The sequence below is a fragment of the Micromonospora sp. NPDC000668 genome, assembly GCF_042897975.1.
Taxonomy (GTDB): Bacteria; Actinomycetota; Actinomycetes; order Mycobacteriales; family Micromonosporaceae; genus Micromonospora.
The window spans coordinates 195,886-218,601 of sequence record NZ_JBIAYP010000004.1 but is presented as its reverse complement, the minus strand read 5'-3'; the positions used below and the strand labels follow the sequence as shown (position 1 = coordinate 218,601).

The following is a 22,716-nucleotide window of genomic DNA, read 5'->3' as shown; positions in this document are numbered from 1 at the left end:
ACGATGTCAGGATCGATCGCAGCAGCCACGGTCCACTTTGCCCAGACGTTCGACGTACTCGACCCGGTTCGAGGCGAAAGGCCCTGTCCCCATGTCGCATTCCCCCCCTGTGCGCTCCTGGTCCCCTCGTCTGCTCGCCGCGACAACCGCAGTCCTGCTCCCGGTAGGGCTGCTCGTCGCCGCACCGCTGGCCAGCGCCGCGCCCCCCACGCCGCAACCCGGCAACTTCAACTCCTCGTTCGAGTCGGCCGACCCGCAACCCGCCACGAGCACCGTGGAGGTCGGCCAGAACGGAAAGCCGATCCAGGCGAACCTCAGCGGATCGGTCACCACGCTGCCAGGAAGCCTGCTCGACCAGGTCAGCGCGGTAACCGCGAGCGCCGACAACCCGCCGAACGAGATCGCCGCGAACCTCAAGGACGACGACCCCGCGACAAAGTGGCTGGTGTTCGCCTCGACCGGCTGGGTGACCTACCGGCTGGCCGAGCCCGCGGCGGTCGTGCGGTACTCGCTGACCTCAGCGGACGACGCACCCGGCCGCGACCCCCGGGACTTCGTCGTGCAGGGCTCGAACGACGGCAGTACCTGGACCGACCTCGACCGGCGCGCCGGCGAGACGTTCAGCGGGCGGTTCGCCACCAACATCTACAGCTTCACCAACACGACCGCCTACGGCTACTACCGGCTGAACGTCACCGCGAACTCCGGTGACCCCCTCGTGCAACTCGCCGACTGGAACATCAGCGACGGCTCGGACGTGCGGCCGCCGGCCACCCCCATGGTCAGCGAGGTCGGCGCCGGTCCGGACGGCGGCTACACCACGAAGCCGGAGGCCGGTTTCACCGGATTGGCCGCACTGCGCTACTCCGGTGGCGCCGAAGGCGACGGACGCTCGTACGGGACCAACAAGCTGTTCGACGTCGACATCCCGGTCGGGCCGAAGACCCGGCTGTCCTACAAGATCTTCCCTGAGTTCACCGGGAAGGACGGACGCTACCCGTCCACCTACGCGGCGGTTGACCTGCACTTCACCGACGGCAGCTACCTGAGCGGGCGTTCGCCCGTCGACCAGCACGGCTACGCGCTCACCGCAGCCGGACAGGGTGCGTCGAAGGTGCTCTACGCCGATCAGTGGAACGCGGTGCAGTCCGACATCGGCGCCGTGGCAGCCGGCAAGACGATCGACCGGATCCTGCTCGCCTACGACAATCCGCAGGCCACCGGGCAGACCCGGTTCCAGGGCTGGCTCGACGACGTCGAGCTGACGGGCTCACCGGCGTCGATCGACGGCTCACGGCTGACCAACTACGTCGACACCCGGCGCGGGACCAACTCGACGGGCGGGTTCTCGCGCGGCAACAACCTGCCGATCACCTCGGTGCCGAACGGCTTCAACTTCTTCACGCCGGTGACCGATGCAACGTCCAACTCGTGGGAGTACCAGTACCACCGGGTCAACAACGCGGCCAACCTGCCGACCCTGCAGGGCCTCGCGATCTCTCACGAGCCCAGCCCGTGGATGGGTGACCGCAACCAGATGTCGGTCATGCCGGTGGCGGGCGACAGACCCCTCACCGGGACGCCCGCCAGCCGGGCGCTCGCCTTCAGCCACGAGGACGAGACGGCGCAGCCGGACCTCTACCGGGTCACGACGCAGAACGGTCTGACGGCGGAGATGTCGCCGACCGACCACGCCGGAATCATGCGCTTCACCTTCCCGTCCGGGCAGCCGACCGGAAGCCTCGTCTTCTACAACGGCACGTTCACCATCGGCGCGGACGGCACGTTCACCGGCTGGGTCGACAACGGAAGCGGCCTGTCGGCCGGCCGTACCCGGATGTTCGTGTCCGGCGCCTTCGACCGGGCGCCGACGGCGTCCTCGGCGACGTCCGCCACCTTCGACGTCACCGCGGACCGTCAGGTGACGATGCGCATCGCGACGTCGTTCCTCTCGGTCGACCAGGCCCGCCGGAATCTCGACCTGGAGGTCACCGGGAAGAGCTTCGACCAGGTCCACGCCGCCGCCACCGCGGCTTGGAAGGATCGACTCGGCCGGGTTGAGGTCCGGGGCGCGACCGAGGCGCAGTTGGTCACGATGTACTCGAACCTCTACCGGCTGAACCTGTACCCGAACTCGCAGTCGGAGAACACCGGCACCGCCGCCGCGCCGCGCTGGCAGTACGCGAGCCCGGTGTCGGCGCCGACCGGTACGTCGACCCCCACCCAGACCGGCGCGAAGATCGTCGACGGGCAGATCTACGTCAACAACGGCTTCTGGGACACCTACCGCACCGTGTGGCCCGCCTACGCGCTGCTCTACCCGGACGTCGCAGCCAAGATCTCTGACGGGTTCGTCCAGCACTACCGCGACGGCGGTTGGATCGCCCGCTGGTCGTCTCCCGGTTACGCCGACCTGATGACCGGCACCAGCGCCAACGTGGCACTGGCGCAGGCGTACCTCACCGGGGTCAAGCTGCCCGACCCGCTGGCGGCGTACGACGCGGCGGTCAAGGACGCGACCGTCGCGTCCGGGCGCAGCGAGGTCGGCCGTAAGGGCATCGAGACCTCGCTGTTCCTCGGCTACACGCCGACCTCCACCGGCGAGTCGGTGTCGTGGGCGCTGGAGGGCTTCATCAACGACTACGGCATCGGCAACATGGGTGCGGCCCTGGCCAAGGACCCGGCCACGCCGAAGTCGGAGCGCGAGCGGCTCAAGGAGGAGTCGCGGTACTTCCTGGAGCGCGCCCGCAACTACGTCCACCTCTTCGATCCGAAGACGAAGCTGTTCCAGGGCCGCGACGCCGCCGGCAACTTCCTGGCCGGTGACCCGCTGGACTGGGGTGGCGTCTACACCGAGACCAACGGGTGGAACTTCGCGTTCACCGCGCAGCAGGACGGCCAGGGACTGGTCAACCTGTACGGCGGCCAGAAGGCGCTGCGGGACAAGCTCGACGAGTTCTTCTCCACCCCGGAGAAGGCCGACCGTCCCGGCGGTTACGGCGGCACGATCCACGAGATGCTTGAGGCGCAGGCGGTGCGGATGGGTCAGCTCGGTATGAGCAACCAGCCGTCGCACCACATCCCGTACATGTACGACTTCGCGGGCGCGCCGGCCAAGACGCAGGCGATCGTGCGGGAGATCCTGCAGCGCCTCTACGTCGGCAGCGAGATCGGCCAGGGCTACCTGGGCGACGAGGACAACGGCGAGATGTCGGCGTGGTACATCCTCAGCTCGCTGGGCATCTACCCGCTGCAGGCCGGGTCCGCCCAGTGGGCCATCGGCTCGCCGCAGTTCACCAAGATGACCGTCCACCGCACGAGCGGCGACATCGTCGTCAACGCGTCGAACAACAGCACGACGAACGTCTATGTGCAGAGCGTCAAGGTCAACGGAAAGAAGCAGCGCGAGGTGTCCCTCGACGTGTCCGCGCTCGCCAAGGGCGGCACGATCGACTTCCAGATGGGTCCCGAGCCGTCGTCCTGGGGCAGCGGCAAGAACGACGCGCCGCCGTCACTGACCAAGGGTGACGCCGCGCCCAAGCCGCTGCAGGACACCACCGGCCCCGGTCTCGGCACCGCGACCGCGAGTGACGGGCAGGACGCGTCGAAGCTGTTCGACGACTCGTCGACCACGCAGCTGACGTTCACCTCGGCCACGCCGCAGATCAGCTGGGCCTCCCGTGGTGGCAAGCAGGAGCCGAGGTACTACACCGTCACCTCCGGTGCGGCCGCGGGCGATCCGGCGGCCTGGCGACTGCAGGGCTCCAACGACGGCATCACCTGGAGCACCGTCGACTCCCGAAAGGACGAGGTGTTCCCGTGGCGTAACCAGACCCGTCCGTTCACGATCAGCGATCCGGGACGGTTCGCGCAGTTCCGCCTCGCCGTGACGAAGACCGTCGGCGCCGCCCAGACGAACCTCGCCGAGATCGAGTTGCTCGCCGGAGGCGACCTCGAACTCGGTGGCGGCGACATCTCGGTGACCGCCGCGGGCAGCGTGCACGCGACGTCCGGTGTGCCCGTGTCGGTGCCGTTGGCCTCCGTCACCGGGGGCACCGCCACCGGCTACCAGGCCACGATCGACTGGGGTGACGGCTCACCGGTCACCGAAGGAACCCTGACGCTGAGCTCTCGGGCCGTCTACAGCGTCAGTGGCGCGCACACCTATGCCACGCCGGGTCACCACCAGGCGAGCGTCACGGTGACCGACGGCACCGGCCAGAGCTCGGCGACGGTCGGCGTCGACGTGGCCTACGCGCCGAGTTCCGGGCTCACCGCGGCATTCGACACCGTCTGCATCGGCGACGAGGGCGCCCTCGCGGCGAACTGCGACGCCAAGTCGTGGGCGTACTCGCGGGCGGCCCTGACGGCAGCCGGCGTGACCCAGGGCCAGCGGCACGAGGTGCCCGGAACGGCACTGAACTTCACGCTGCCGGTGATCCCGGCGGGTCAGCCGGACAACGCCACCGGTAACGGCAAGACGATCGTTCTGAACCTTCCGACCGACGCCAGGAGCATCTCGTTCATCGGCGCCGGCACGCAGGGCAACCAGAGCACCACCGGCACGGCGACGTTCAGCGACGGCAGCACCGCCAGCATCCCGATCCAGATGAGTGACTGGACGCTGGGCGGCAACGCCAACGGCACTCCGTCCTACGGCAACATCGTCGTCGCCAAGGCCGCGTACCGGCTGAGCGGTACGAGCCGCGACGGCGCGCAGCCGTTCCTGTTCGCCACCGCGCCGTACCAGATCCCGGCGGGCAAGACGCTCGTCTCGGTGACCCTCCCGACGCAGACCGGCAACCCCGGCTCGGAGGGCAGGATCCACGTGTTCGCCATCGCGGACGACGGCACACCGGCCCCCGCGCTGGCGACCGTCGCCCCGAGTGACCAGACGGTCAACGCCGGTCAGGTCCTCTCGGCGAAGCTTGGCTCGGTCACCGGCGGCGTGCCCGGCACCCCGGGCTACCGCGCCCGCGTCCAGTGGGGTGACGGCACGATTCCGGGCGACGTCACGATCGACCAGTCCGGTGTGATGAGCGGACAGCACACCTACACGCAGGAGGGCACCTACACGGTGCACGTCACCGCGTGGGACACGTTGTCGAGCAGCACCGGGACGTTCACCGTGACCGTGGCACGTGGCGCCCGCCAGCCGGCGATCGCGGTGTCCGCGTCCGCCACCACTGGTGACACGATCACCGTCAACGGCAGCGGGTTCGCTGCCGGTGAGCAGGTGACCGTGACTCTCGGCACCAGCCCGACACGGACCATGAAGGTCGCGGCCTCCGCGGCGGGAGCGGTCCGAGTCTCGGTCCCGACGTCCGATGACGCGCAGCCCGGCCGGTACTCCGTCACCGCCACCGGCGCGTCCTCGCGGACTCCGGCGACGGCCACCGTCCAGGTGACCGAGCAGCAGGAGGCGCCGAGGTACGCACCGGCAGCGGCGCTGACGACCACGGCGGGCCCGCGCGGCACCGCGATCACGGTCGACGGTTCCGGGTTCGCACCGAACGAGACGGTCACCATCAGCCTTGGTGACGGCCTCGCGGTCAGCAGCGTGCGCGCGAATGGTGACGGCGTCATCTCTGGCGCGACCGTCAGCGTTCCCGGGGCGGCGAAGGCCGGCTCGACCAGCGTCACGCTGGCAGGGGCGAAGTCGACGACGCGGGTTTCCCTGCCCTTCACCGTCACCGGCCCGCCCACGGCGGCGACGCATCTTACCCAGGTGGCAATCGGTCGCCCCGGTCCTTGTGCAACCCGCCGTCCTGGCCTGCCCAACACCCTACGATTCAAGCGTGTCCAGCAGGCCCGAACCGCGTTCAGGCACGGGGAGCAGCCGACAAGAGGGGCCGGCGCGATGGCAACGTTCGACGAGGTGAAGCAGGTCGATGCCGGTGTCCTGAATATCGGCTACGTCGACGCTGGCCCGTCGGATGGTGCCGCCGTGATCCTTCTCCACGGCTGGCCGTACGACATTCACAGCTTCGTTGACGTCGTGCCGCTGCTGACGGACGCCGGCTACCGGGTCATCGTGCCGTACCTGCGTGGATTCGGCTCGACGCGGTTCCGGTCCGACGAATCAATCAGGAACGGCCAACCGGCGGCCATCGCACTCGACCTCGTCGCCCTCATGGACGCCCTCAAGATTGACGCGGCGAAGCTGGCCGGCTTCGACTGGGGTGCCCGCACCGCCGACATCGTGGCCGCGCTGTGGCCCGAGCGGTGCCGCGGCCTGGTCTCGGTGAGCGGCTATCTGATCGACGGCCAGGAATCGGGCCGGAACCCGCTCCCGCCGAAGGCGGAAATTGCCTGGTGGTACCAGTTCTACTTCGCCACCGAACGCGGCCGGAAAGGGTACGACAAGAACCGGCGCGACTTCGCCAAGCTGATCTGGCACACCGCCTCGCCGAGATGGATGTTCGACGACGCGACATTCGACCGCAGCGCGGCGGCGTTCGACAACCCCGATCACGTCGAAATCGTGATCCACAACTACCGGTGGCGGCTGGCCCTCGCCGCGGGTGAGCCGCAGTACGAGGAGTTCGAGAAACGGCTGGCCGACAAGCCGAAGATCACGGTGCCCAGCATCTCCCTGGAAGGGGATGCCAACGGTGCGCCACACCTGGAGCCCAGCGTCTACGGCACGCAGTTCTCCGGCAGGTACGAACACCGGACCATCAGCGGCGGGGTGGGGCACAACCTGCCGCAGGAGGCGCCCGGGGCCTTCGCCGACGCGGTGCTGCAGGTCTGAGCCGCCCCCGAGCGGGCCGCGCCAACGGCCTCCCTCAGGCTGCCCCGCCGGCCGGTCGCCGTCGCTTGTGCGCGCGCTGCTGAGCGGCCAGATCGCGTCCCGACGGTTCGGGGCGTTCGACGCGGGTGGGGTTGCCGCGTACGAGCTCGTCGTGGATGCGCCAGCGGGATGTGGTGACGGCGCGTCGGGCCGCCTCGTCGCCGTGCTCGATGCGCTGTCGCAGCAGGTTCAGGGCGATCCGGCGGTTCAGGCTGAACTGCCGCTCGTCGTCCACCACCACGACGATGCCCGAGGGACGGTGGGTCGCCCGTACCGCCGTGCTGGCCTTGTTGCGGTGCTGACCACCGGGGCCCCCGGTACGGCAGGCCACGATGTCGACATCCGCCTCCGTGAATCTCGTCGGCGCGGCGTCGAGCTGGGGCGGTTGAGCGATGACGTACCAGTTCTTGCGCCCGGTGCTCGCCCGGTACGGGCTGGGAGCCTGCCAGCACAGGGTGCCGGTCCAGGAGGCGGCGAACGCCTCGGCGCCGGCGCCCGAGACCTGGATCAGGACCGACCGGTAGGTGCCGGGCCGGTCGCCCGGCACGGCCTGGACCCGCTGGGTCGTCAGGCGCTGTCCGGTGGCGTCGTCCTCCAGGCGGCTCAGCAGTTGGGCCAGCGCCCAGGCGCACTCCTGCGGGCCACGCCCGGCCGACAGCAGCAGCTGGACGCTCATCGCCGGCCTCGCCCGCGGCGCTGGTCCCGGCGGTCGGATCGGTGCGGGGACCCGAGGTCGGGTGTCTTGTAGGTGACCAGCGGAGTGGTGGTGGCCACCGGCGTGGCCAGGTGGTGGTCGACGAGGTCGGCGATCACCTGCTCGATGCGCTTGTACGCCGTGGGTGCCTCCTCGAAGAGCAGTTGGCGGTCGCCGCACACCACGATCGAACCCACCGGTGTGCGGCGCAGCTCCTCGACCGTGTGCTTGGCCCGGCCCCGGCGCAGGGCGTCGGCGCGGGACATCTTGCGGCCCGCGCCGTGCGCCACCGAGTGGTTGGCGTCCGAGCCGGCGTGGGCGGCCACGAGATAGGAGGCGGTACCGCGCGTACCGGCGATGAGCACGTCGCGGCCGTCGCCGGGGGCAGCCCCCTTGCGGTGCAGGTAGACCCCGTCACGGACCTCGACCAGGTTGTGGCACTGGTCGACGATCGGCTCGGTCGGTTCGGCGCCCAGGGCGTGCGCGACCCGGGCGGCCATCAATCGCCGGTTGAGCGACCCCCATCGCACGGCGTCGTCATGCATCGCCAGGTAGGCGGCCGGATCGGGGGCGGGGCCGGCACCGTGGGCACCGGTATGCGCCCGCAGGATCCGCTCGCCCAGGCCGCGCGAGCCACTGTGGACGATGAGGACGAGGTCGCCGGCGTCGAGCCCGAGGCGGCTCGCGTGGCCCGGGTCGAAGACGGTCTCGACGCGTGCGAGCTCGACGAAGTGGTTGCCCCGGCCCACCGTCCCGAGGCCCTCCAGGTGGCCGGCGGGAATGTCACCCGACACGACGGCCCAGGCCGGGTCGTCGGCGTCCTGCGCAGGGTCCAGCGGGCGGTCCAGGTCGGGGAACCGGGCGGCGAGCCGTTCGGGTACGGCGCGCTTGAGGTGGATGGGGAACACGGCGATGCCGCAACCGATGTCGGAGCCCACCAGGAACGGGTACAACACGCTCGACGCCATGGCCGCGCCGATGGGCGCGCCCTTGCCCGGGTGCAGGTCCGGCATGGCGGCAACATGGATCATGCCGTCGAGGGCGGCCACCTGCTGGCACTGCGCGAGCGCGTCAGACTCGATCCAACTGGCGGGGGAGGCGAATACGGTGACGGTGGCAGGGGTGGACGGAGACAGCGACTCCCGACGGGAGTGGTGCTGGGACAAGGATGCTCACTTCTGGCTGAGACGTAGGGGCGGACGGCGTCACGGCCCCGGGGCGGCGTCACCGGGGGCTCGGAGCAGAGGGGTTGTCCGTCAGTACGTCATGGACGCCACTCTGGTGGAACCCACCGCGCCCGGCAAGCGAGTTTCGATCGCCGCGTACGCTGCCGCGATGAGCGCACCGCGTCGCATCCTGATCTACGGGGTGCATGGCGCTGGCAAGTCCACCCTCGCGGAGCGGCTGGCCGAGCACCTCGGGTTGCCGTGGTACCCGGTGGACGATCTGCTCTGGAAGCCGGGGTGGGTTGAGGTGCCGGTCGCGCAGCAGCGGAGTCGGATCGAGAAGATCTGCCAACGGGACCGCTGGATCCTCGATGGGGCGTATCACGGGTGGCGCGACGTACCCCTGGCTCGGGCCGACCTGGTGGTCGGCCTGGGCTATCCGCGGTGGTGCTCCTTCTGGCGGTTGCTGCGTCGCACCATGCGCCGGTTGGTGACGGGCGAGGAGATCTGCAACGGCAACCGCGAATCACTGGGCAGTGTGCTGTCCGGGGACTCGATCCTGGTCTGGCACGTCGGCGGGTTCGGCCGGGCCCGGCGGCGGATGCGGGCCTGGCAGGCCGATCCGTCCGCGCCACCGGTGCTGTTGATGCGGTCCCCGGCCGACCTGGATGACTGGCTGATCGACCTCCCCCGTCGTTGAACGACCGCGCTCACCGGCTGAACCGACCAGCCGGTGACGGCCGGATCGCCGCCGGCGGTCGACTGGCTGCCGTCGTCACTGCCCGCTGGTGGGCGCCGGTTTGATCGCGCGCCCGACGACGCACGGCGAGGACGGGCTGTTGCTGGCTGTCGGGAACCGGAACCGGTGCAACTCCTCGATGACGAAACCGGCTGTCGTGATGGCGGCGGTGGTGTCGCGGCCGGTGTGGCAGCCGGCGAACAACTTCGGCCACAGCGTCGCGTCGAGCACCCGTTGGAGCCGGCGCAGACCGCCGGGCTCCTCGGCGGCGACGTGCTCGAAGAAGCGCAACTGACCGCCGGGGCGCAGCACCCTGCCGATCTCGGCGAGCGCGCCCGCCTGATCGGGCACGGTGCACAACACCAACGCGACCACGGCAGCGTCGAACTCGCCCTCGCCGGCCGGTAGTGCCTCGGCCAGAGCGTCGACGACCCGGACCGGTACCGGCGCTGTCGTGGCCGCTCGGACGGCGGCGGCACGCAGACGCCGTTCCGGCTCGACCGCGACGACCTCGGTCACCCCGGGTGGGTAGTGGGGGAACATGCGGCCGTTGCCCGCGCCTATCTCGATCACCCGGCCGGAGAGGCCGGCGACCAGGTTCCGTCGGTGCTCGGCGGTGCCGGCGCGATCCATGGCCACGCTGAGCCGCTCGTAGAACCGGGCGAACACCGGGTGGGACACCGCTGCCATGCCGACCTCCAGAGGCGATGGGATGCCGTCACCCATCGTGTACGACGCACACAATCATGAGTCGTGATGTCTCCCCGCCGCGTACCCGCAGGTACGTAGCCTGATTTCATCCGTGACACCGCCCACCGTAGCCACCTCGTGCACCGACATCGGTGGACGTGTCACGGATCGGCGCCCTGGTTACGTCGTACTTGGTTGGCAACGACTCGGCCCCACCGCGGGCAGGTAGGAAGTGTCTAGATCATGAAGATAGTCGTCATCGGCGGCAGCGGCCTCATCGGCTCCAAGCTCGTGGACCGCCTCGGTGCGCAGGGGCACGAGGCGGTGGCGGCGTCGCCCAAGACCGGCGTGAACACGCTGACCGGCGAAGGAGTGGGCGAGGTACTCGACGGCGCCGATGTCGTCGTGGACGTGTCGAACTCGCCCTCGTTCGAGGACGCCGCCGTGCTGGACTTCTTCCAGACGTCCACCCGGAATCTCCTCGCGGCCGCGACGGAGGCCGGAGTGGGGCACTACGTGGCGCTCTCCGTCGTGGGCTCGGACCGCCTTCCGGACAGTGGGTACATGCGGGCGAAGGTCGCCCAGGAGAAGCTCATCGCCGAGTCCGGGCTGCCCTATTCGCTGGTACACGCCACGCAGTTCTTCGAGTTCGTCCAGGGCATCATCGACGCCGGCACGGATGGCGACACGGTTCACCTCGCGCCGGTGCTCATCCAGCCGATCGCGGCCGACGATGTCGCGGCCACGGTGGCCGACGTCGCGGTCGGGACGCCGACGAACGCTGTGGTCGAGGTCGCCGGGCCGGAGCAGTTCCGCCTCGACGAGCTGGGCCGGTCCGTTCTCGCGGGCAGTAAGGACCCCCGTTCTGTGGTGACCGACCCCGCCGCCCGGTACTTCGGCGCCACCCTGGGCGAACGCTCACTCGTTCCCGCCGACGGCGCCCGCGTCGCTGACCGGAGCCTTGACGACTGGCGCACGCAGGCGGCCCGCGGGCGGTAACGCTACGGCGGGCCGGCGGTCGGATCCGCCGGCCTGCCGAGGCGCTCCAGCAGGTCCCGCACCGCCTGGGTGAACCGTTCCTCGGATTCGCACGGCCAGTGCCCCTGAATGGGTGGTGGGACGCTGTCGCTGGGTGGAGTCACCACGTCGCGGGGATCTCGCAGGCGGCGGTCCACCGTCGCCGCCGGACCGTCGACGGCCGCCGGCTCACCTGGCCGGTGGCCGGAGAAGATCCAGCCGCCGATGGCATCGGTGTCGCGCCACAGGTTCACCCACCGCCAGCCGACCCGGCTGCCGACCTCGTGTAGCACCGCATCGTTGATGAAGGCGGGGAAGAGCCGCCCGTAGAGTCGGCGCAGCGGTGCCCCTTCGGTGATCAGGGCGACCCGGTTGCCGACCTGCGGTGGCAACTGGAGCACCGTCGCGGCGACCAGGACCGAACCATGGCTGTGCCCGGTGAGCAGCACCGCGTTGCCGCGGGAGACCAGGTACGTGATTCGTCGGGCCAGCTCCGGCACGGCTCGTTCGGCGTAGCAGGCCGGTGCGAACGGGTGGGCGGCCCGCGGCCAGAAGGTGCCCAGGTCCCAGAGGACGCCGACGTGCCGCCGGAACGGGAGGGTCCGATAGCCGAAGATCCCGCCGATGATCAGGCCGAGGATGATCGCCGCGATCACCCAGCTGCCGAACGCGATGCCGAAGGTGACCACGTCGGCCGGCACGCCGATGTTGCGCTCGATGACGTCGCTCGGGAACAGCTCCAGCAGGCCGATGGTGGTGGTGGCCGTGCCGAGTCCGGCGAGGCAGCTGTAGACCACGGCCAACGGCACCAGTTTCTCGGTGAACCGGGCCCGGGCGATCGTTTGCTGCACCTGTCGCAGGCGGGGCGCGGCCTCGGCGGGCGGGTCGGGGAAGTCGCGCTCGACGATCTTCGCCGCTGCGCGGTACCGCCCGCGGCGGGAGATCAGAATGAGCAGGCCCAAGACGATCAGCGTGATCAGTACCGCCCGGAAGAAGCCGTAGATCACCCAGGTGTACGCCCGGGCTGGCACGCTTTCCAGGCCATCTCCGGTCGGCGTATCGCGATCCAGGAAGTCCGCCACCCGGTAGATCAGCTCGGCGGAGTACGCCACCGCCAGACTGATCGAGGCGGCCACGATCACCAGCGTTCCCAGCCCGAACAGCGGGGTGACGTCCCGCTGCCGGTCCCGGCGCCAGAGCAGCACGATGCCCAGGGCCACCAGCAGCGTCGTCTGGGCGAGGAACAGGCCGGTCAGGGTCGCCTCGTAGCCGGGCAGGCCGCCCCCCTGAGGCCAGGGCGCCGGGCTGGCCAGCACGTGGGCCACGACCACGACGGTCAGGATGATGGCGATCGTCCGCAGGGTGCGGGTGATCCCGTCGAGCCGCCGGTCAGTGGCGGCCCGGTCGATCAGCGGGGGCGTGCAGAGCAGGACCACACAGACGGCCAGTACGGTCCCGGTGGCCACGGCCAGCGCGATCGTGCCGGCCGAGCGGCTGGTTGTGGCTCGGGCGGCGAGCAGAGTGACGTCCAGCGTCGCGAACGCCGCCGCGACGTGGATGGAGCGCAGCCGACCCACCAGCGGCTCGGCGTCCCACTGACCGACCGCGCCGAGCGGGAGACCGGAGACCTCCTTCTCGGGTGCGTGAAACGCCTCGAACGTTCTTCCCGGGCGGTTGGTGAGTCGCCAGAGCAGACCGATGGCGGCGGCCGGGACCAGCGCGAGCACCGCCAGCCGCAGTCCGGCGGGGCGTCCTCCCAACCAGGACAACCAGCTGCGCCCGGCCAGGCAGCGGGGCAAGGACATGCACTTCCAGGCGAGCAGGTCCAGGGCGACGCCGGCGACGGCGAGCACGTACAGCACGGTGAGCGTGAGCGCCAGCACCCGGCACAGTGACTTGACCATCGTCTCGGAGCCAGGGTTCGCCGGGCGCATCCAGATCGCCACATTGGCCAGCATGAACGGCAGCAGGAAAACCAGCGCCAGGGTGCGGGCCACGGTTCCGGAGGGCAGGTCACCCCAGCGGTACGCCTCCAGCTTCACCCCGTACGCGCCGGTGTCCGAACGGCACGGGCTGGGTCGGTAGAAGCCCCCACTGCGGTCGCCCGCGACCTGCGCCACCTGCTGCAGGCCCAACACCTGATCGGCGCTCGCGCTGGAGACCCCGTGCACCCGCAACTCCACGACGTCGCCGGAGCTGCGTGGCCCGCTCAACGGCGCTGATCCATCCGACATCGCCCCCCGAGGTGTCCCGGCAGCCCCTGCCACGCGATCAGCCGCCGAGGCGGGCCCCGCCACCCGCGTGGCAGACCGGGGTCTACCCCACCTGGACCAGCCCAATCGTGGCAACAGCGGACGCGCTGCGCACGCGCCACCCGCCGGGTGGCCGCCCACGCTCTCGACCCGGGCCACCCGGCTTCCCGGAGCCGACCCCGGTGGCGAGGGCTAGCGCGCCCGGGTGGGCATCAGGTCCGTCCTCGCCAGCCCGGTCTCCAGGTCGAGCGGGAGCGACACGTGCTGGTGGACCATCTCCCAGCCGTGGTCGGTCCGGTGGAACACCCGCGTGCCCCGCGACCAGCTCTCGCTGGTGGTGCCGTCCTCCTGTTGCGCGGTCATCCGGTTCAGGCCCCATGACACCGCCAGGTCGTCGCGGACGACGACCGCCAGATCGGGAACCTCCCAGGTGACGGTGCCGCCGCTGGCGTCGAGGCCGCTGGCGCAGACCTCGCGGACCTGGTCCCGGCCGACGTACTCCAGCGGCTGCTCGTGTTCGTACGACACGACGGCCGGGGCGATGGGCTCCATGAGGCCGTCGAGGTCCTTCGCCGCAGTGGCCTCGAACCAGCGCCGGTGCAGCGCCCGCACCTCGCGTTCGGATTCTTCGCGCTCGTCCGCGCCGTTGTCGTCGGGGAACGAGTGGTGCTCGTGGGCGACGACCCACGAGCCGCCCTCCTTACGCAGGCCGAGGGTCAGGCGCAGCAGGAACTCCGGCCTCTTCGCCAGGTCGGCGGGGGTGCCGCAGCGCAGCAGCGCATGGGCGTAGGCGACGGTGTCGCCCGCGGTGATGTCGAGGCTGGCCAGCTCGAACGTGGCGCCCGATGCCTGCCACCGGAAGAAGTCGGGCCAGCTCCGCTCGTACGCCTCAATGCCCTCGACGCCCTGGTACGGCGGGGGGACGTCGTACATGACGATGTCCTCGGCGTGGTCGGCGAGGACGCCGGGCAGGTCACCGACCCGGACCGCCTGCGTCCAGCGTTCGATCAGTTCGCGGATCTGTGTCTCGTCGTCGGCCATGATGTCCCCTCGTGGGTCGGGTAGCTCTCACCTCTACAACCCGCGCGGAGCGACGAACTCATCGCCGCGTACTGACCAACTTTCCTCGTCCTGCCCGAGTTCCATGCCGAGGCCGCACATCCGGACGGTCTCCGGGGTAAGGAACGACACCACCTCGGCGATCATGGTGCCGCGCAGCGCGACGACGTCCACTGCCGCAGCGGTGAAGACAGACGTCTCCGGATCCCAGAGGTAGGTCCCGAAGGCGAGCTGCCCGTTCGCGTACGTCGGGACGAACCGCCACCGCACCGCCAGCGGGCCGTCCAGCAGGAACCCTCGGATGCCCTCGTGGCCCTCGTACCACCGGGGCAGCGGCGGCATCGAGTACCGGGCGTCGTCGGTGAGCATCGCCAGGATGGCGTCGACGTCGCCCCGCTCCCACGCGGCCACGTATCGCCGGGCCACCTCGCGTACCTTCTCGTCGCCGAGGCCGCTCAACTCCGTCTGCTGGCTGGTGGCGGTCGGGCGCAGCGCGTCGACCACCCGGCGGGCCCGTTGCAGGGCACTGTTGACCGCCGCGGCGGAGGTGTCGAGCAGATCGGCGACCTCGGCGGCGGGGTAGCCGAGCACGTCCCGCAACAGCAGCACGGCCCGCTGCCGGCCGGGCAGGTGCTGCAGCGATGCGACGAACGCGAGCTCCAGATGCTCGCGCTCCACCATCCGCTGCGCCGGGTCCAGTTCCCCGGCGGGGGCCGACCGCCGGTCCGGGTACGGCCCGAGCCAGGCGGTTTCGGCCACTGCCGCCGCCCCCGGCGTGAGGTCAGTGGGCAACTCCCGGCGCCGACCCCGGCGTTCGATCATGGTGAGGCACCGGTTGGTGGCGATCTTGTAGAGCCAGGCTCGCAGCGTGCCGCGATCCTCGTACCGGTCCCCGCTCTGCCAGGCCCGCGTGAAGGTCTCCTGCACCGCGTCCTCGGCGTCGTGGAAGGAGCCGAGCATCCGGTAGCAGTGGGCCGTCAGCTCGTCGCGGTATGCCTCGACCAGCAGGACGAACGTCACGGTGGTAGAGCCTACATTCACCACGGCCGACGTCCGGTCGCCCGCGGGCTGACCGCTGGCTGCGGCGGCCCGCGGCGACGGCTGCCAGGATTGATCCGGGCATGGCGGGGTAGGTGCCGCCATGGTCGATGCGGGTCGGCACGAAGCGGACAGGGGAGCCTCGACCCGCACCGACGACACCGCCCAGACCGGCCTGGCGGCGATCGTCGCCCGGCTTCGCGGCCGTTCGGCGGCCACCGTGCGGGACCGGTTGCGTCGGGTACGCGCCATGGGCGGGCTCGCCGTGCAGGCCGGCCTGGCCGCGACGCTGTCCTGGCTGGTGGCGCACGACCTGCTGCACATCTCGCAGCCGTTGTTCGCGCCGATCTCCGCGGTGTCGACCCTCGCCGCGTCGGTCGGCCAACGCCTGCGCCGCACCGTCGAGCTGATCATCGGGGTGACCGTCGGGGTGCTGATCGGTGACCTGCTGCTCGTCGTGATCGGCACCGGGTGGTGGCAGCTCGCCGTGGTCGTCGTCCTGGCGATCCTCGTCGCGTTGTTCCTCGTCGGCAGTGCGGCGGTGGTGGTCCAGGCCGGGGCGACCGCGGTGCTCATCACCACGCTCAGCCCATCCGTGCGTGACCTGGAGATCCCCCGGTTCGTGGACGCGCTCGTGGGGGGAGGGGTGGCGCTGCTGGTGACCGCGGTGCTGCTGCCGCTGAACCCCCTGCGGGTGCTCAACCGGGCCGCGCGGCCGGCGCTGGATCTCCTCAGCACCCAGCTCGACGCCACCGCCGGCGCGCTGACCGAACGCGATGCCGCTGCGGCGCGTACGGCCCTGGCCGAGCTGCGGCAGAACAAGGACGAGTTGAAGGCACTCGTCGAGGCGACCCAGGGTGCCCGGGAGGCCAGCACCCTCTCGCCGTTGCACTGGCACGAGCGGCACGGGCCGGTGGGCCGGTTCGCGCATGCGGCGGAACCGATCGACCGGGCGATGCGCAACAGCGGGACGTTGATCCGCAGGGCGGTGAGTCTCATCGAGGACGGCGAGCCGGTCCCGGAGCCGATGCCGAGGGCGGTCGCCTGCCTGGCCGAGGCGGTCCGGCTCCTGAAACGGCAGTTCGCCGTCGGCGACGAACCGCGGCAAGCGCGGGATCAGGCGCTGCGAGCGGTCTGTGCGGCCGGTGACGCCTACCGGGAGGGGGTCGGCTTCTCCGGTGCCGTCGTGGTCGCGCAGGTCCGAACGACCGTCAGTGACCTGCTGGTGGCTACCGGGCTGGACCAGGAGGACGCGAACCTCCTGGTCAGGCGCGCCTTCGGCGAATTGACGTCGCCCATCGGGGGCCGCGGGGACTGACCGGTTCCTACCTGGTGGCACCATCGTGAGCCAATGGGTGTTGCGGCTGAGCCAAAGTGATGCCATGATGGTGCCATGGAACTGAGGTCGTACGTCGAGAACCTGCGAAACGAGTTCGCTGTGGCCGCGGAGGGCGTCGACCAGGACGGTCGCGCGCTGGCCGAGCGGCTCTTCACCCAGTTGGAGGCGGCGACCCGCCTCACGCTGCTCGAGGCGCTGTCCGACGCGGCCGACGAGATCACCCGCGAGCTCGCCCCGGGTTCGGTGCACGTACGGCTGCGCGGTCGCGAGCCCGACTTCGTGGTGACGCCGGCCAGCCCGCCGGTCAACGGCGCTGGCGAGCAGACCCGCGCGCCCGCGCAGCCAGCGCCGGTGCTCACACCCGAGGGTGACGACGGCGGCACGTCGAGGATCAACCTCCGCCTCCCCGACCACCTGAAGGCCAGCGTCGAAGAGGCCGCCGGCCGCGCCGGGCTGTCGGTCAACGCCTGGCTGGTGCGTGCTGTCGCCGGCGCCATCGGGGCGGGCGATCCAGATCGTCGTCCGACCCGCCGGACGGAGCCGCGCTCCGGCCAGCACTTCACCGGCTGGGCGCGCTGACCGCGTACCCCTTCTTCTTTCTTCCCGCCGCTCACCTGTAGCGATGCCCGCTGCCCACATTCCGGGAGACCACCATGCCTGTTTTCGATACGCCAGAGCCCATCTCCGTCCAGATCGAGCTGCCCGTCGGCGACGCCTGGATCGCCGCGACCGACCGCACCGACACCGTCGTGCGGGTGCGGCCCCGTGACCCGTCGAGCAAGGCCGACGTGAGCGCCTCCGAGCAGACCACGGTCGAGTTCGCCGCCGGCCAACTGATGATCAAAGCGCCGAAGAGCTGGCGTCGCTTCGGCCCCGGAGCCGGACCCTCGGTCGACCTCCTGATCGAGGTGCCGAGTGGATCGCGGGTGGACGCCAAGGCATCCTGGGCGGCCTTCCGCTGCGAGGGGCGGCTCGGCGAGTGCAACGTCAAGACCGGTGGCGCGATCCGGCTCGACCGGACCGGGCCGGTGGACATCGACAGCAGCCACGGCGAGGTCACCGTCGAGCACGTCGCCGGATCTGCCCAGGTGAAGGCGTCCTCCGGCAAGGTACGCATCGGCGTGGTCGACGGCACCGCCGAGATCAAGAACTCTTCCGGCGACTGCTGGATCGGCCAGAGCAACGGCAACGTCCGGCTCAACACCGCCTACGGCGACATCGCCGTCGACGAGCCGATGGCCTCGGTGGAGGCGCGCACGGCCTACGGCAACGTCCGCCTCGGTGGGGTCGTGCGGGGGTCGATCGAGGTGCAGACCTCCTACGGGGCCATCGAGGTCGGCGTCCGCCGCGGGACCGCCGCCTGGCTCGACGTCAGCTCCCGCCATGGCCGGGTGCACAACGCGCTCGACACGACAGACAGCCCGGGGCAGACCGACGAAACGGTCGAGGTCCGGGCGAGCACCGCCTACGGCGACATCATGATCCGCCGTGCCTGATGGACCGCGCACGGCGAGACCGTCCACGAATCGAGGAGACCATGGCCCGACCCTCCCGGCCCGCGATCATCGCGACCGGCCTGCGCAAGTCCTACGGCGACAAGGTCGTGCTCAAGGGCATCGACCTGGAGATCGCCGAAGGAACGATCTTCGCGTTGCTCGGCCCCAACGGCGCCGGCAAGACCACCGCCGTGCAGATCCTGTCCACTCTGATCAATGCCGACAGCGGCGAAGCCCGCATCGCCGGCCACGACCTCACCCGAGAGCCCGACGCCGTACGCGAGCTGATCGGCGTCACCGGCCAGTTCTCCGCCGTCGACAACCTGCTCACCGGTCGGGAGAACCTGAACCTGATGGCCGACCTGTGCCACCTGGACCGGGCGGCCGGCCGGCGGCGCACCGCCGAACTGCTCGACCAGTTCGACCTGGTGGAGGCGGCGAGCAAGCCGGTGTCGACCTACTCCGGCGGCATGCGCCGGCGGCTCGATCTCGCGATGACCCTGGTGGGGGAGCCCCGCCTCATCTTCCTCGACGAGCCGACGACCGGCCTCGACCCGCGCAGCCGCCGCGCCATGTGGCAGATCATCCGTGACCTCGTGGCGGATGGCGTCACCATCTTCCTGACCACGCAGTACCTGGAGGAGGCCGACCAACTCGCCGACCGGGTCGCGTTCCTCGACCACGGTCGCCTGATCGCCGAGGGCACCCCGCACGAGCTCAAACGGCTCATCCCCGGTGGACACGTCGTGCTGGAGTTCGCCGACCTGGCGGGGCTCGACGCGGCCGCCCGCACGCTCGCGACGGCCACCCGCGACGACACGGCGCTCACCCTGCAGGTCCCGAGCGACGGCGGGGTCGGGTCGCTGCGGTCCCTGCTCGACCAACTCGACCGCGCCTCGGTCAGCGTGGCCGGCCTCGCCCTGCACACCCCCGATCTCGATGACGTCTTCCTTGCCCTCACCGGCCAACCCGACAACGAAAGGGCCATGGCGCGATGACCACTCTCTCTCTTGCCGTCCGTGACTCGAGCACGATGCTGCGGCGCAACCTCCTGCACATGCGGCGCTATCCGTCGATGACCCTCATGCTCGTCGGCATCCCGGTCATCATCCTGCTGCTCTTCGTCTATGTCTTCGGTGGCACGCTCGGCGCCGGCCTCGGGCCCTCCGGCGACCGTGCCCAGTACGCCAACTACGTCACCCCTGGCATCCTGATCATCACGGTGGTCAGCGGGGCGCAGGGCACCGCCATCTCGATTGCCATGGACATGACCGAGGGCATCATCGCCCGGTTCCGCACCATGGCGATCTTCCGACCGTCGGTCCTCACCGGCCACGTGCTGGGCAGCCTGTTCCAGACACTGATCAGTCTCGCGGCCGTCACCGGCGTGGCGCTGCTGGTCGGGTTCCGACCGACCGCCAACCCGATCGAGTGGCTCGCCGCGATCGGCGTCCTGGCCATGATCACCTTTGCGCTCACCTGGCTGTCGGTGGCGCTCGGCCTGGTCAGCGAGAGTGTCGAGACGGCGAGCAACCTGCCGATGCCGCTGGTGCTGCTGCCGTTCCTCGGCAGCGGGTTCGTCCCCACCGACTCCATGCCCACCGCGGTACGGTGGTTCGCGGACTACCAGCCCTTCACGCCGGTCATGGAGACCATTCGCGGCCTGCTGCTCGGCACCGGGATCGGCAACAACGCGATCCTCGCGGTCGGCTGGTGCGCCACCATCTCCGTGCTCTGCTTCTTCTGGGCCAAGGCGCTGTACAAGCGCAGGGCCGCGGGCTGATCCCGGCCAATCCACCGAAGACCGACGGCCCGGCTGACCAGCCGGGCCGTCGGTTCATGCTCGGGTCTGCCGGGAGCACCATGGGCACCCGCGGACGTTGCGAAGCTGTTGCGGGCAGATGTCTTGACGGCTCTGGATGTGAGCGTTAACACTGGGTCCGTCAACGGTGGAGGTGGACATGACCCGTGTGGACGGAGCCGGCGAAAGCTACGTCGTCGGCGTCGACTTCGGCACCCTGTCCGGGCGAGCCCTGGTGGTCCGTGTCGGTGACGGCGCCGAGTTGGGGACCGCGGTGCACGAGTACCGCGACGGAGTCATCAGCGCGGCGCTTCCCGGAGGCCGGCCACTGCCGCCGGACTGGGCCCTGCAGAATCCGGACGACTACCGCGACGTGCTGCGGTACGCCGTACCGGCGGCCGTGTCCGCCGCCGGGGTCGACCCCGCCGCGATCGTCGGCATCGGCATCGACTTCACCGCCTGCACCGTGCTGCCGACGTTCGCCGACGGCACTCCGTTGTGCGAGGTGCCGGAGCTGCGCGACCGCCCGCACTCCTGGGTCAAGCTGTGGAAGCACCACGCCGCCCAGCCGCACGCCGACCGGATCAACGCCTTGGCGCACGATCGTGCCGAGCCGTGGATCGGCCGGTACGGCGGCAAGATCTCCGCCGAGTGGCAGTTCGCCAAGGGCCTGCAGATCCTGGAAGAGGACCCCGAGGTCTACCACCGGGCCGAACGTTTCATCGAGGCCGCGGACTGGATCGTCTGGCAGCTCAGCGGCACCGAGACCCGGAACGTCTGTACGGCCGGTTACAAGGGGATCCGGCAGGATGGCCGGTACCCGTCGGCGGGTTTCCTGACCGCGCTCAACCCCGACTTCGCCGACTTCGTGGCCAAGTTGGACGGCCCACTGCTGCCCCTCGGCGCCCGGGCCGGCTCGCTCACCGCCCGTGCCGCGGCCTGGACCGGCCTGCCGGAGGGGATCGCGGTGGCCGCCGGCAACGTCGACGCGCACGTCACGGCGGCCTCCGCGCAGGCCGTGGAGCCCGGTCGGCTCGTGGCGATCATGGGCACCTCGACCTGCCACGTGGTCAACGGCGCACACCTCGCCGAGGTGGCCGGGATGTGCGGCGTCGTCGACGGTGGCATCAGCCCCGGCGCATGGGGTTACGAGGCCGGGCAGAGCGGAGTCGGCGACATCTTCGGCTGGTTCGTCGAGCACGCCGCCCCGACCGGGTTCGACTCGCACGAACGCCTCACGGAGTTGGCCGCCAGCCAGCCGGTCGGCGCGCACGGCCTGGTCGCGCTGGACTGGTGGAACGGCAACCGCTCGCTGCTGGTCAACCACGACCTCAGCGGGATGATCGTCGGGATGACCCTGGCCACCCGGCCGCAGGACATCTACCGGGCGCTGTTGGAGTCCACGGCGTACGGCACGCGGATGATCATCGAGGCGTTCGTCGAGGCCGGCGTGGCGGTGGACGACCTGGTGATCGCCGGCGGTCTCACCTCCAACGAACTGCTGATGCAGATCTACGCCGACGTGACCAACCGGCCGCTGAGCATCATCGGCTCCGCGCAGGGGCCGGCGCTCGGGTCGGCGATCCACGCCGCCGTCGCCGCTGGCGAGTACCCCTCGATCCACGAGGCGTCGCGGGCGATGGGCCGGGTGCACGAGGCTGTCCACCGGCCGGATCCCGATCGGGCACGGGCGTACGACGCCCTCTATGCCGAGTACCGGGCGCTGCACGACCACTTCGGTCGCGGTGGCAACGACGTCATGCTCCGCCTGCGGACGATCCGCAACGCCGCCCTCGGGACCGGTGTGGCCACGCACGAGACAGCGCTGGAGGTGGTCGCGTGAACGCCGAGGTGAGCCGACAGATCGGCGAACTGCGCGAGACGGTCGCCCGGCTGCACGCCGAACTGACCCGGTACCGCCTGGTGGCCTGGACGGCCGGCAACATCTCCGCGCGGGTTTCCGGTCTGGACCTCATGGTCATCAAGCCCAGCGGCGTCGGCTACGACGAACTCTCGGCGGACACCATGGTGGTCTGCGACCTCGATGGCGTCCTCGTCGAGGGCGACCTCGCCCCGTCCAGCGACACCGCCGCCCACGCCTACGTCTACCGGGCGATGCCGGAGGTCGGCGGGGTCGTCCACACGCACAGCAGCTACGCCACCGCCTGGGCGGCCCGGGGGGAGGCGATCCCCTGCCACCTGACCGCCCAGGCCGACGAGTTCGGCGGGGAGATCCCGGTGGGCCCGTTCGCCCTGATCGGTGGTGACGACATCGGCAAGGGCATCGTCGCCACGCTCGCCGGGCATCGCTCACCCGCGGTGCTCATGCGCAACCACGGCGTCTTCACCGTCGGTCGTGACGCCCGCGCGGCGGTCAAGGCCGCGGTCATGTGCGAGGACGTCGCCCGCACCGCGCACCTGGCTCGCGCACTCGGGCAGCCGGTGCCGATCGCGCAGGCCGACATCGACGCGCTCTACCACCGCTACCAGAACGTCTACGGCCAACAACCGCTCTCACCGGCGGGTTCCTGACCGGCCACCGGCCACGCCCGGATCCGCCGGCCGGCACCACCGAGGTACCAGTACGCACCACCCGCGTACGCCGCTCTCCGCACGTCGGCGGTTGGCGCGG

16 protein-coding genes are annotated in these 22,716 nt (G+C 70.6%); 10 read left to right on the top strand and 6 right to left on the bottom strand.

Annotation, left to right across the window (positions count from 1 at the left end; genetic code table 11):
• The first annotated feature begins 91 nt into the window (after nucleotides 1–91).
• Entirely contained in the window at nucleotides 92–6,754 is a 6,663-nt protein-coding gene (locus ACFY29_RS21775) for a GH92 family glycosyl hydrolase (protein WP_386988906.1), read from the top strand.
• Nucleotides 6,755–6,788: 34 nt separating this feature from the next.
• Here the strand turns inward: ACFY29_RS21775 and prfH are convergent, their stop codons facing one another.
• Together prfH and ACFY29_RS21765 are read right to left on the bottom strand one after the other, a co-directional pair.
• The gene (prfH, locus tag ACFY29_RS21770; RefSeq protein ID WP_386988903.1) at nucleotides 6,789–7,469 is read right to left on the bottom strand and encodes a peptide chain release factor H; all 681 of its coding nucleotides are present in this window, start codon (nucleotides 7,467–7,469) and stop codon (nucleotides 6,789–6,791) included.
• Complete coding sequence (locus tag ACFY29_RS21765; RefSeq protein ID WP_386988901.1) at nucleotides 7,466–8,653, bottom strand: RNA ligase RtcB family protein; 1,188 nt, start codon at nucleotides 8,651–8,653, stop codon at nucleotides 7,466–7,468. The genes prfH and ACFY29_RS21765 overlap by 4 nt, the downstream gene beginning before the upstream one ends.
• Nucleotides 8,654–8,822: 169 nt before the next feature.
• On the opposite strand from ACFY29_RS21765, the gene ACFY29_RS21760 reads away from it, so the two are divergent.
• Nucleotides 8,823–9,353, top strand: a complete 531-nt coding sequence (locus ACFY29_RS21760; protein WP_386988898.1) for an AAA family ATPase — start codon at nucleotides 8,823–8,825, stop codon at nucleotides 9,351–9,353.
• A gap of 75 nt (nucleotides 9,354–9,428) precedes the next feature.
• On the opposite strand, the gene ACFY29_RS21755 is transcribed toward ACFY29_RS21760, so the two are convergent.
• Nucleotides 9,429–10,082 (bottom strand): class I SAM-dependent methyltransferase, encoded by a 654-nt coding sequence (locus ACFY29_RS21755; protein WP_386988895.1) that lies wholly within the window; start codon nucleotides 10,080–10,082, stop codon nucleotides 9,429–9,431.
• A gap of 243 nt (nucleotides 10,083–10,325) precedes the next feature.
• Here ACFY29_RS21755 and ACFY29_RS21750 point away from each other — a divergent pair, with 243 nt between their 5' ends.
• Nucleotides 10,326–11,081 (top strand): SDR family oxidoreductase, encoded by a 756-nt coding sequence (locus ACFY29_RS21750; protein WP_386988893.1) that lies wholly within the window; start codon nucleotides 10,326–10,328, stop codon nucleotides 11,079–11,081.
• Nucleotides 11,082–11,083: 2 nt separating this feature from the next.
• Here the strand turns inward: ACFY29_RS21750 and ACFY29_RS21745 are convergent, their stop codons facing one another.
• From ACFY29_RS21745 to ACFY29_RS21735, 3 genes are all read right to left on the bottom strand, one after another.
• Nucleotides 11,084–13,312 (bottom strand): hypothetical protein, encoded by a 2,229-nt coding sequence (locus tag ACFY29_RS21745; RefSeq protein ID WP_386988890.1) that lies wholly within the window; start codon nucleotides 13,310–13,312, stop codon nucleotides 11,084–11,086.
• A gap of 231 nt (nucleotides 13,313–13,543) precedes the next feature.
• The gene (locus ACFY29_RS21740) at nucleotides 13,544–14,392 is read right to left on the bottom strand and encodes a YybH family protein (protein ID WP_386988888.1); all 849 of its coding nucleotides are present in this window, start codon (nucleotides 14,390–14,392) and stop codon (nucleotides 13,544–13,546) included.
• Nucleotides 14,393–14,425: 33 nt separating this feature from the next.
• Nucleotides 14,426–15,553, bottom strand: coding sequence for a sigma-70 family RNA polymerase sigma factor (locus ACFY29_RS21735; protein WP_386988885.1), 1,128 nt, complete (start codon nucleotides 15,551–15,553; stop codon nucleotides 14,426–14,428).
• Between ACFY29_RS21735 and ACFY29_RS21730 the strand changes: the two genes are divergently transcribed.
• The 7 genes from ACFY29_RS21730 (at nucleotide 15,552) to ACFY29_RS21700 (ending at nucleotide 22,616) form a co-directional block, all read left to right on the top strand.
• Nucleotides 15,552–16,766, top strand: a complete 1,215-nt coding sequence (locus ACFY29_RS21730; RefSeq protein ID WP_386988882.1) for an aromatic acid exporter family protein — start codon at nucleotides 15,552–15,554, stop codon at nucleotides 16,764–16,766. The genes ACFY29_RS21735 and ACFY29_RS21730 overlap by 2 nt on opposite strands.
• Before the next feature lie 75 nt (nucleotides 16,767–16,841).
• Nucleotides 16,842–17,366, top strand: a complete 525-nt coding sequence (locus tag ACFY29_RS21725) for a hypothetical protein (RefSeq protein WP_386988880.1) — start codon at nucleotides 16,842–16,844, stop codon at nucleotides 17,364–17,366.
• Nucleotides 17,367–17,440: 74 nt separating this feature from the next.
• Nucleotides 17,441–18,283 (top strand): DUF4097 family beta strand repeat-containing protein, encoded by an 843-nt coding sequence (locus ACFY29_RS21720; RefSeq protein WP_355612267.1) that lies wholly within the window; start codon nucleotides 17,441–17,443, stop codon nucleotides 18,281–18,283.
• Between the two features lie 41 nt (nucleotides 18,284–18,324).
• A complete protein-coding gene (locus ACFY29_RS21715) occupies nucleotides 18,325–19,281 on the top strand; it encodes an ATP-binding cassette domain-containing protein (protein WP_386988876.1) in 957 nt (318 codons plus the stop codon).
• Nucleotides 19,278–20,066, top strand: coding sequence for an ABC transporter permease (locus ACFY29_RS21710; RefSeq protein WP_355612272.1), 789 nt, complete (start codon nucleotides 19,278–19,280; stop codon nucleotides 20,064–20,066). Before ACFY29_RS21715 ends, ACFY29_RS21710 begins: the two co-directional genes overlap by 4 nt.
• A 178-nt stretch (nucleotides 20,067–20,244) precedes the next feature.
• Nucleotides 20,245–21,927 (top strand): ribulokinase, encoded by a 1,683-nt coding sequence (araB, locus tag ACFY29_RS21705; protein WP_386988873.1) that lies wholly within the window; start codon nucleotides 20,245–20,247, stop codon nucleotides 21,925–21,927.
• The gene (locus ACFY29_RS21700) at nucleotides 21,924–22,616 is read left to right on the top strand and encodes an L-ribulose-5-phosphate 4-epimerase (protein ID WP_386988870.1); all 693 of its coding nucleotides are present in this window, start codon (nucleotides 21,924–21,926) and stop codon (nucleotides 22,614–22,616) included. The genes araB and ACFY29_RS21700 overlap by 4 nt, the downstream gene beginning before the upstream one ends.
• Nucleotides 22,617–22,716: the final 100 nt, after the last annotated feature.

Bases quoted from the DNA above. Each gene is read 5' to 3' on its own strand.
- ACFY29_RS21740 (WP_386988888.1), bottom strand. From the start codon at position 14,392: ATGGCCGACGACGAGACACAGATCCGCGAACTGATCGAACGCTGGACG.
- ACFY29_RS21760 (WP_386988898.1), top strand. From the start codon at position 8,823: ATGAGCGCACCGCGTCGCATCCTGATCTACGGGGTGCATGGCGCTGGC.
- ACFY29_RS21755 (WP_386988895.1), bottom strand. From the start codon at position 10,082: ATGGCAGCGGTGTCCCACCCGGTGTTCGCCCGGTTCTACGAGCGGCTC.
- ACFY29_RS21735 (WP_386988885.1), bottom strand. From the start codon at position 15,553: ATGGCGGCACCTACCCCGCCATGCCCGGATCAATCCTGGCAGCCGTCG.
- ACFY29_RS21730 (WP_386988882.1), top strand. From the start codon at position 15,552: ATGGTCGATGCGGGTCGGCACGAAGCGGACAGGGGAGCCTCGACCCGC.
- araB (WP_386988873.1), top strand. From the start codon at position 20,245: ATGACCCGTGTGGACGGAGCCGGCGAAAGCTACGTCGTCGGCGTCGAC.
- ACFY29_RS21725 (WP_386988880.1), top strand. From the start codon at position 16,842: ATGGAACTGAGGTCGTACGTCGAGAACCTGCGAAACGAGTTCGCTGTG.
- ACFY29_RS21710 (WP_355612272.1), top strand. From the start codon at position 19,278: ATGACCACTCTCTCTCTTGCCGTCCGTGACTCGAGCACGATGCTGCGG.
- ACFY29_RS21720 (WP_355612267.1), top strand. From the start codon at position 17,441: ATGCCTGTTTTCGATACGCCAGAGCCCATCTCCGTCCAGATCGAGCTG.
- ACFY29_RS21750 (WP_386988893.1), top strand. From the start codon at position 10,326: ATGAAGATAGTCGTCATCGGCGGCAGCGGCCTCATCGGCTCCAAGCTC.
- ACFY29_RS21775 (WP_386988906.1), top strand. From the start codon at position 92: ATGTCGCATTCCCCCCCTGTGCGCTCCTGGTCCCCTCGTCTGCTCGCC.
- ACFY29_RS21715 (WP_386988876.1), top strand. From the start codon at position 18,325: ATGGCCCGACCCTCCCGGCCCGCGATCATCGCGACCGGCCTGCGCAAG.
- prfH (WP_386988903.1), bottom strand. From the start codon at position 7,469: ATGAGCGTCCAGCTGCTGCTGTCGGCCGGGCGTGGCCCGCAGGAGTGC.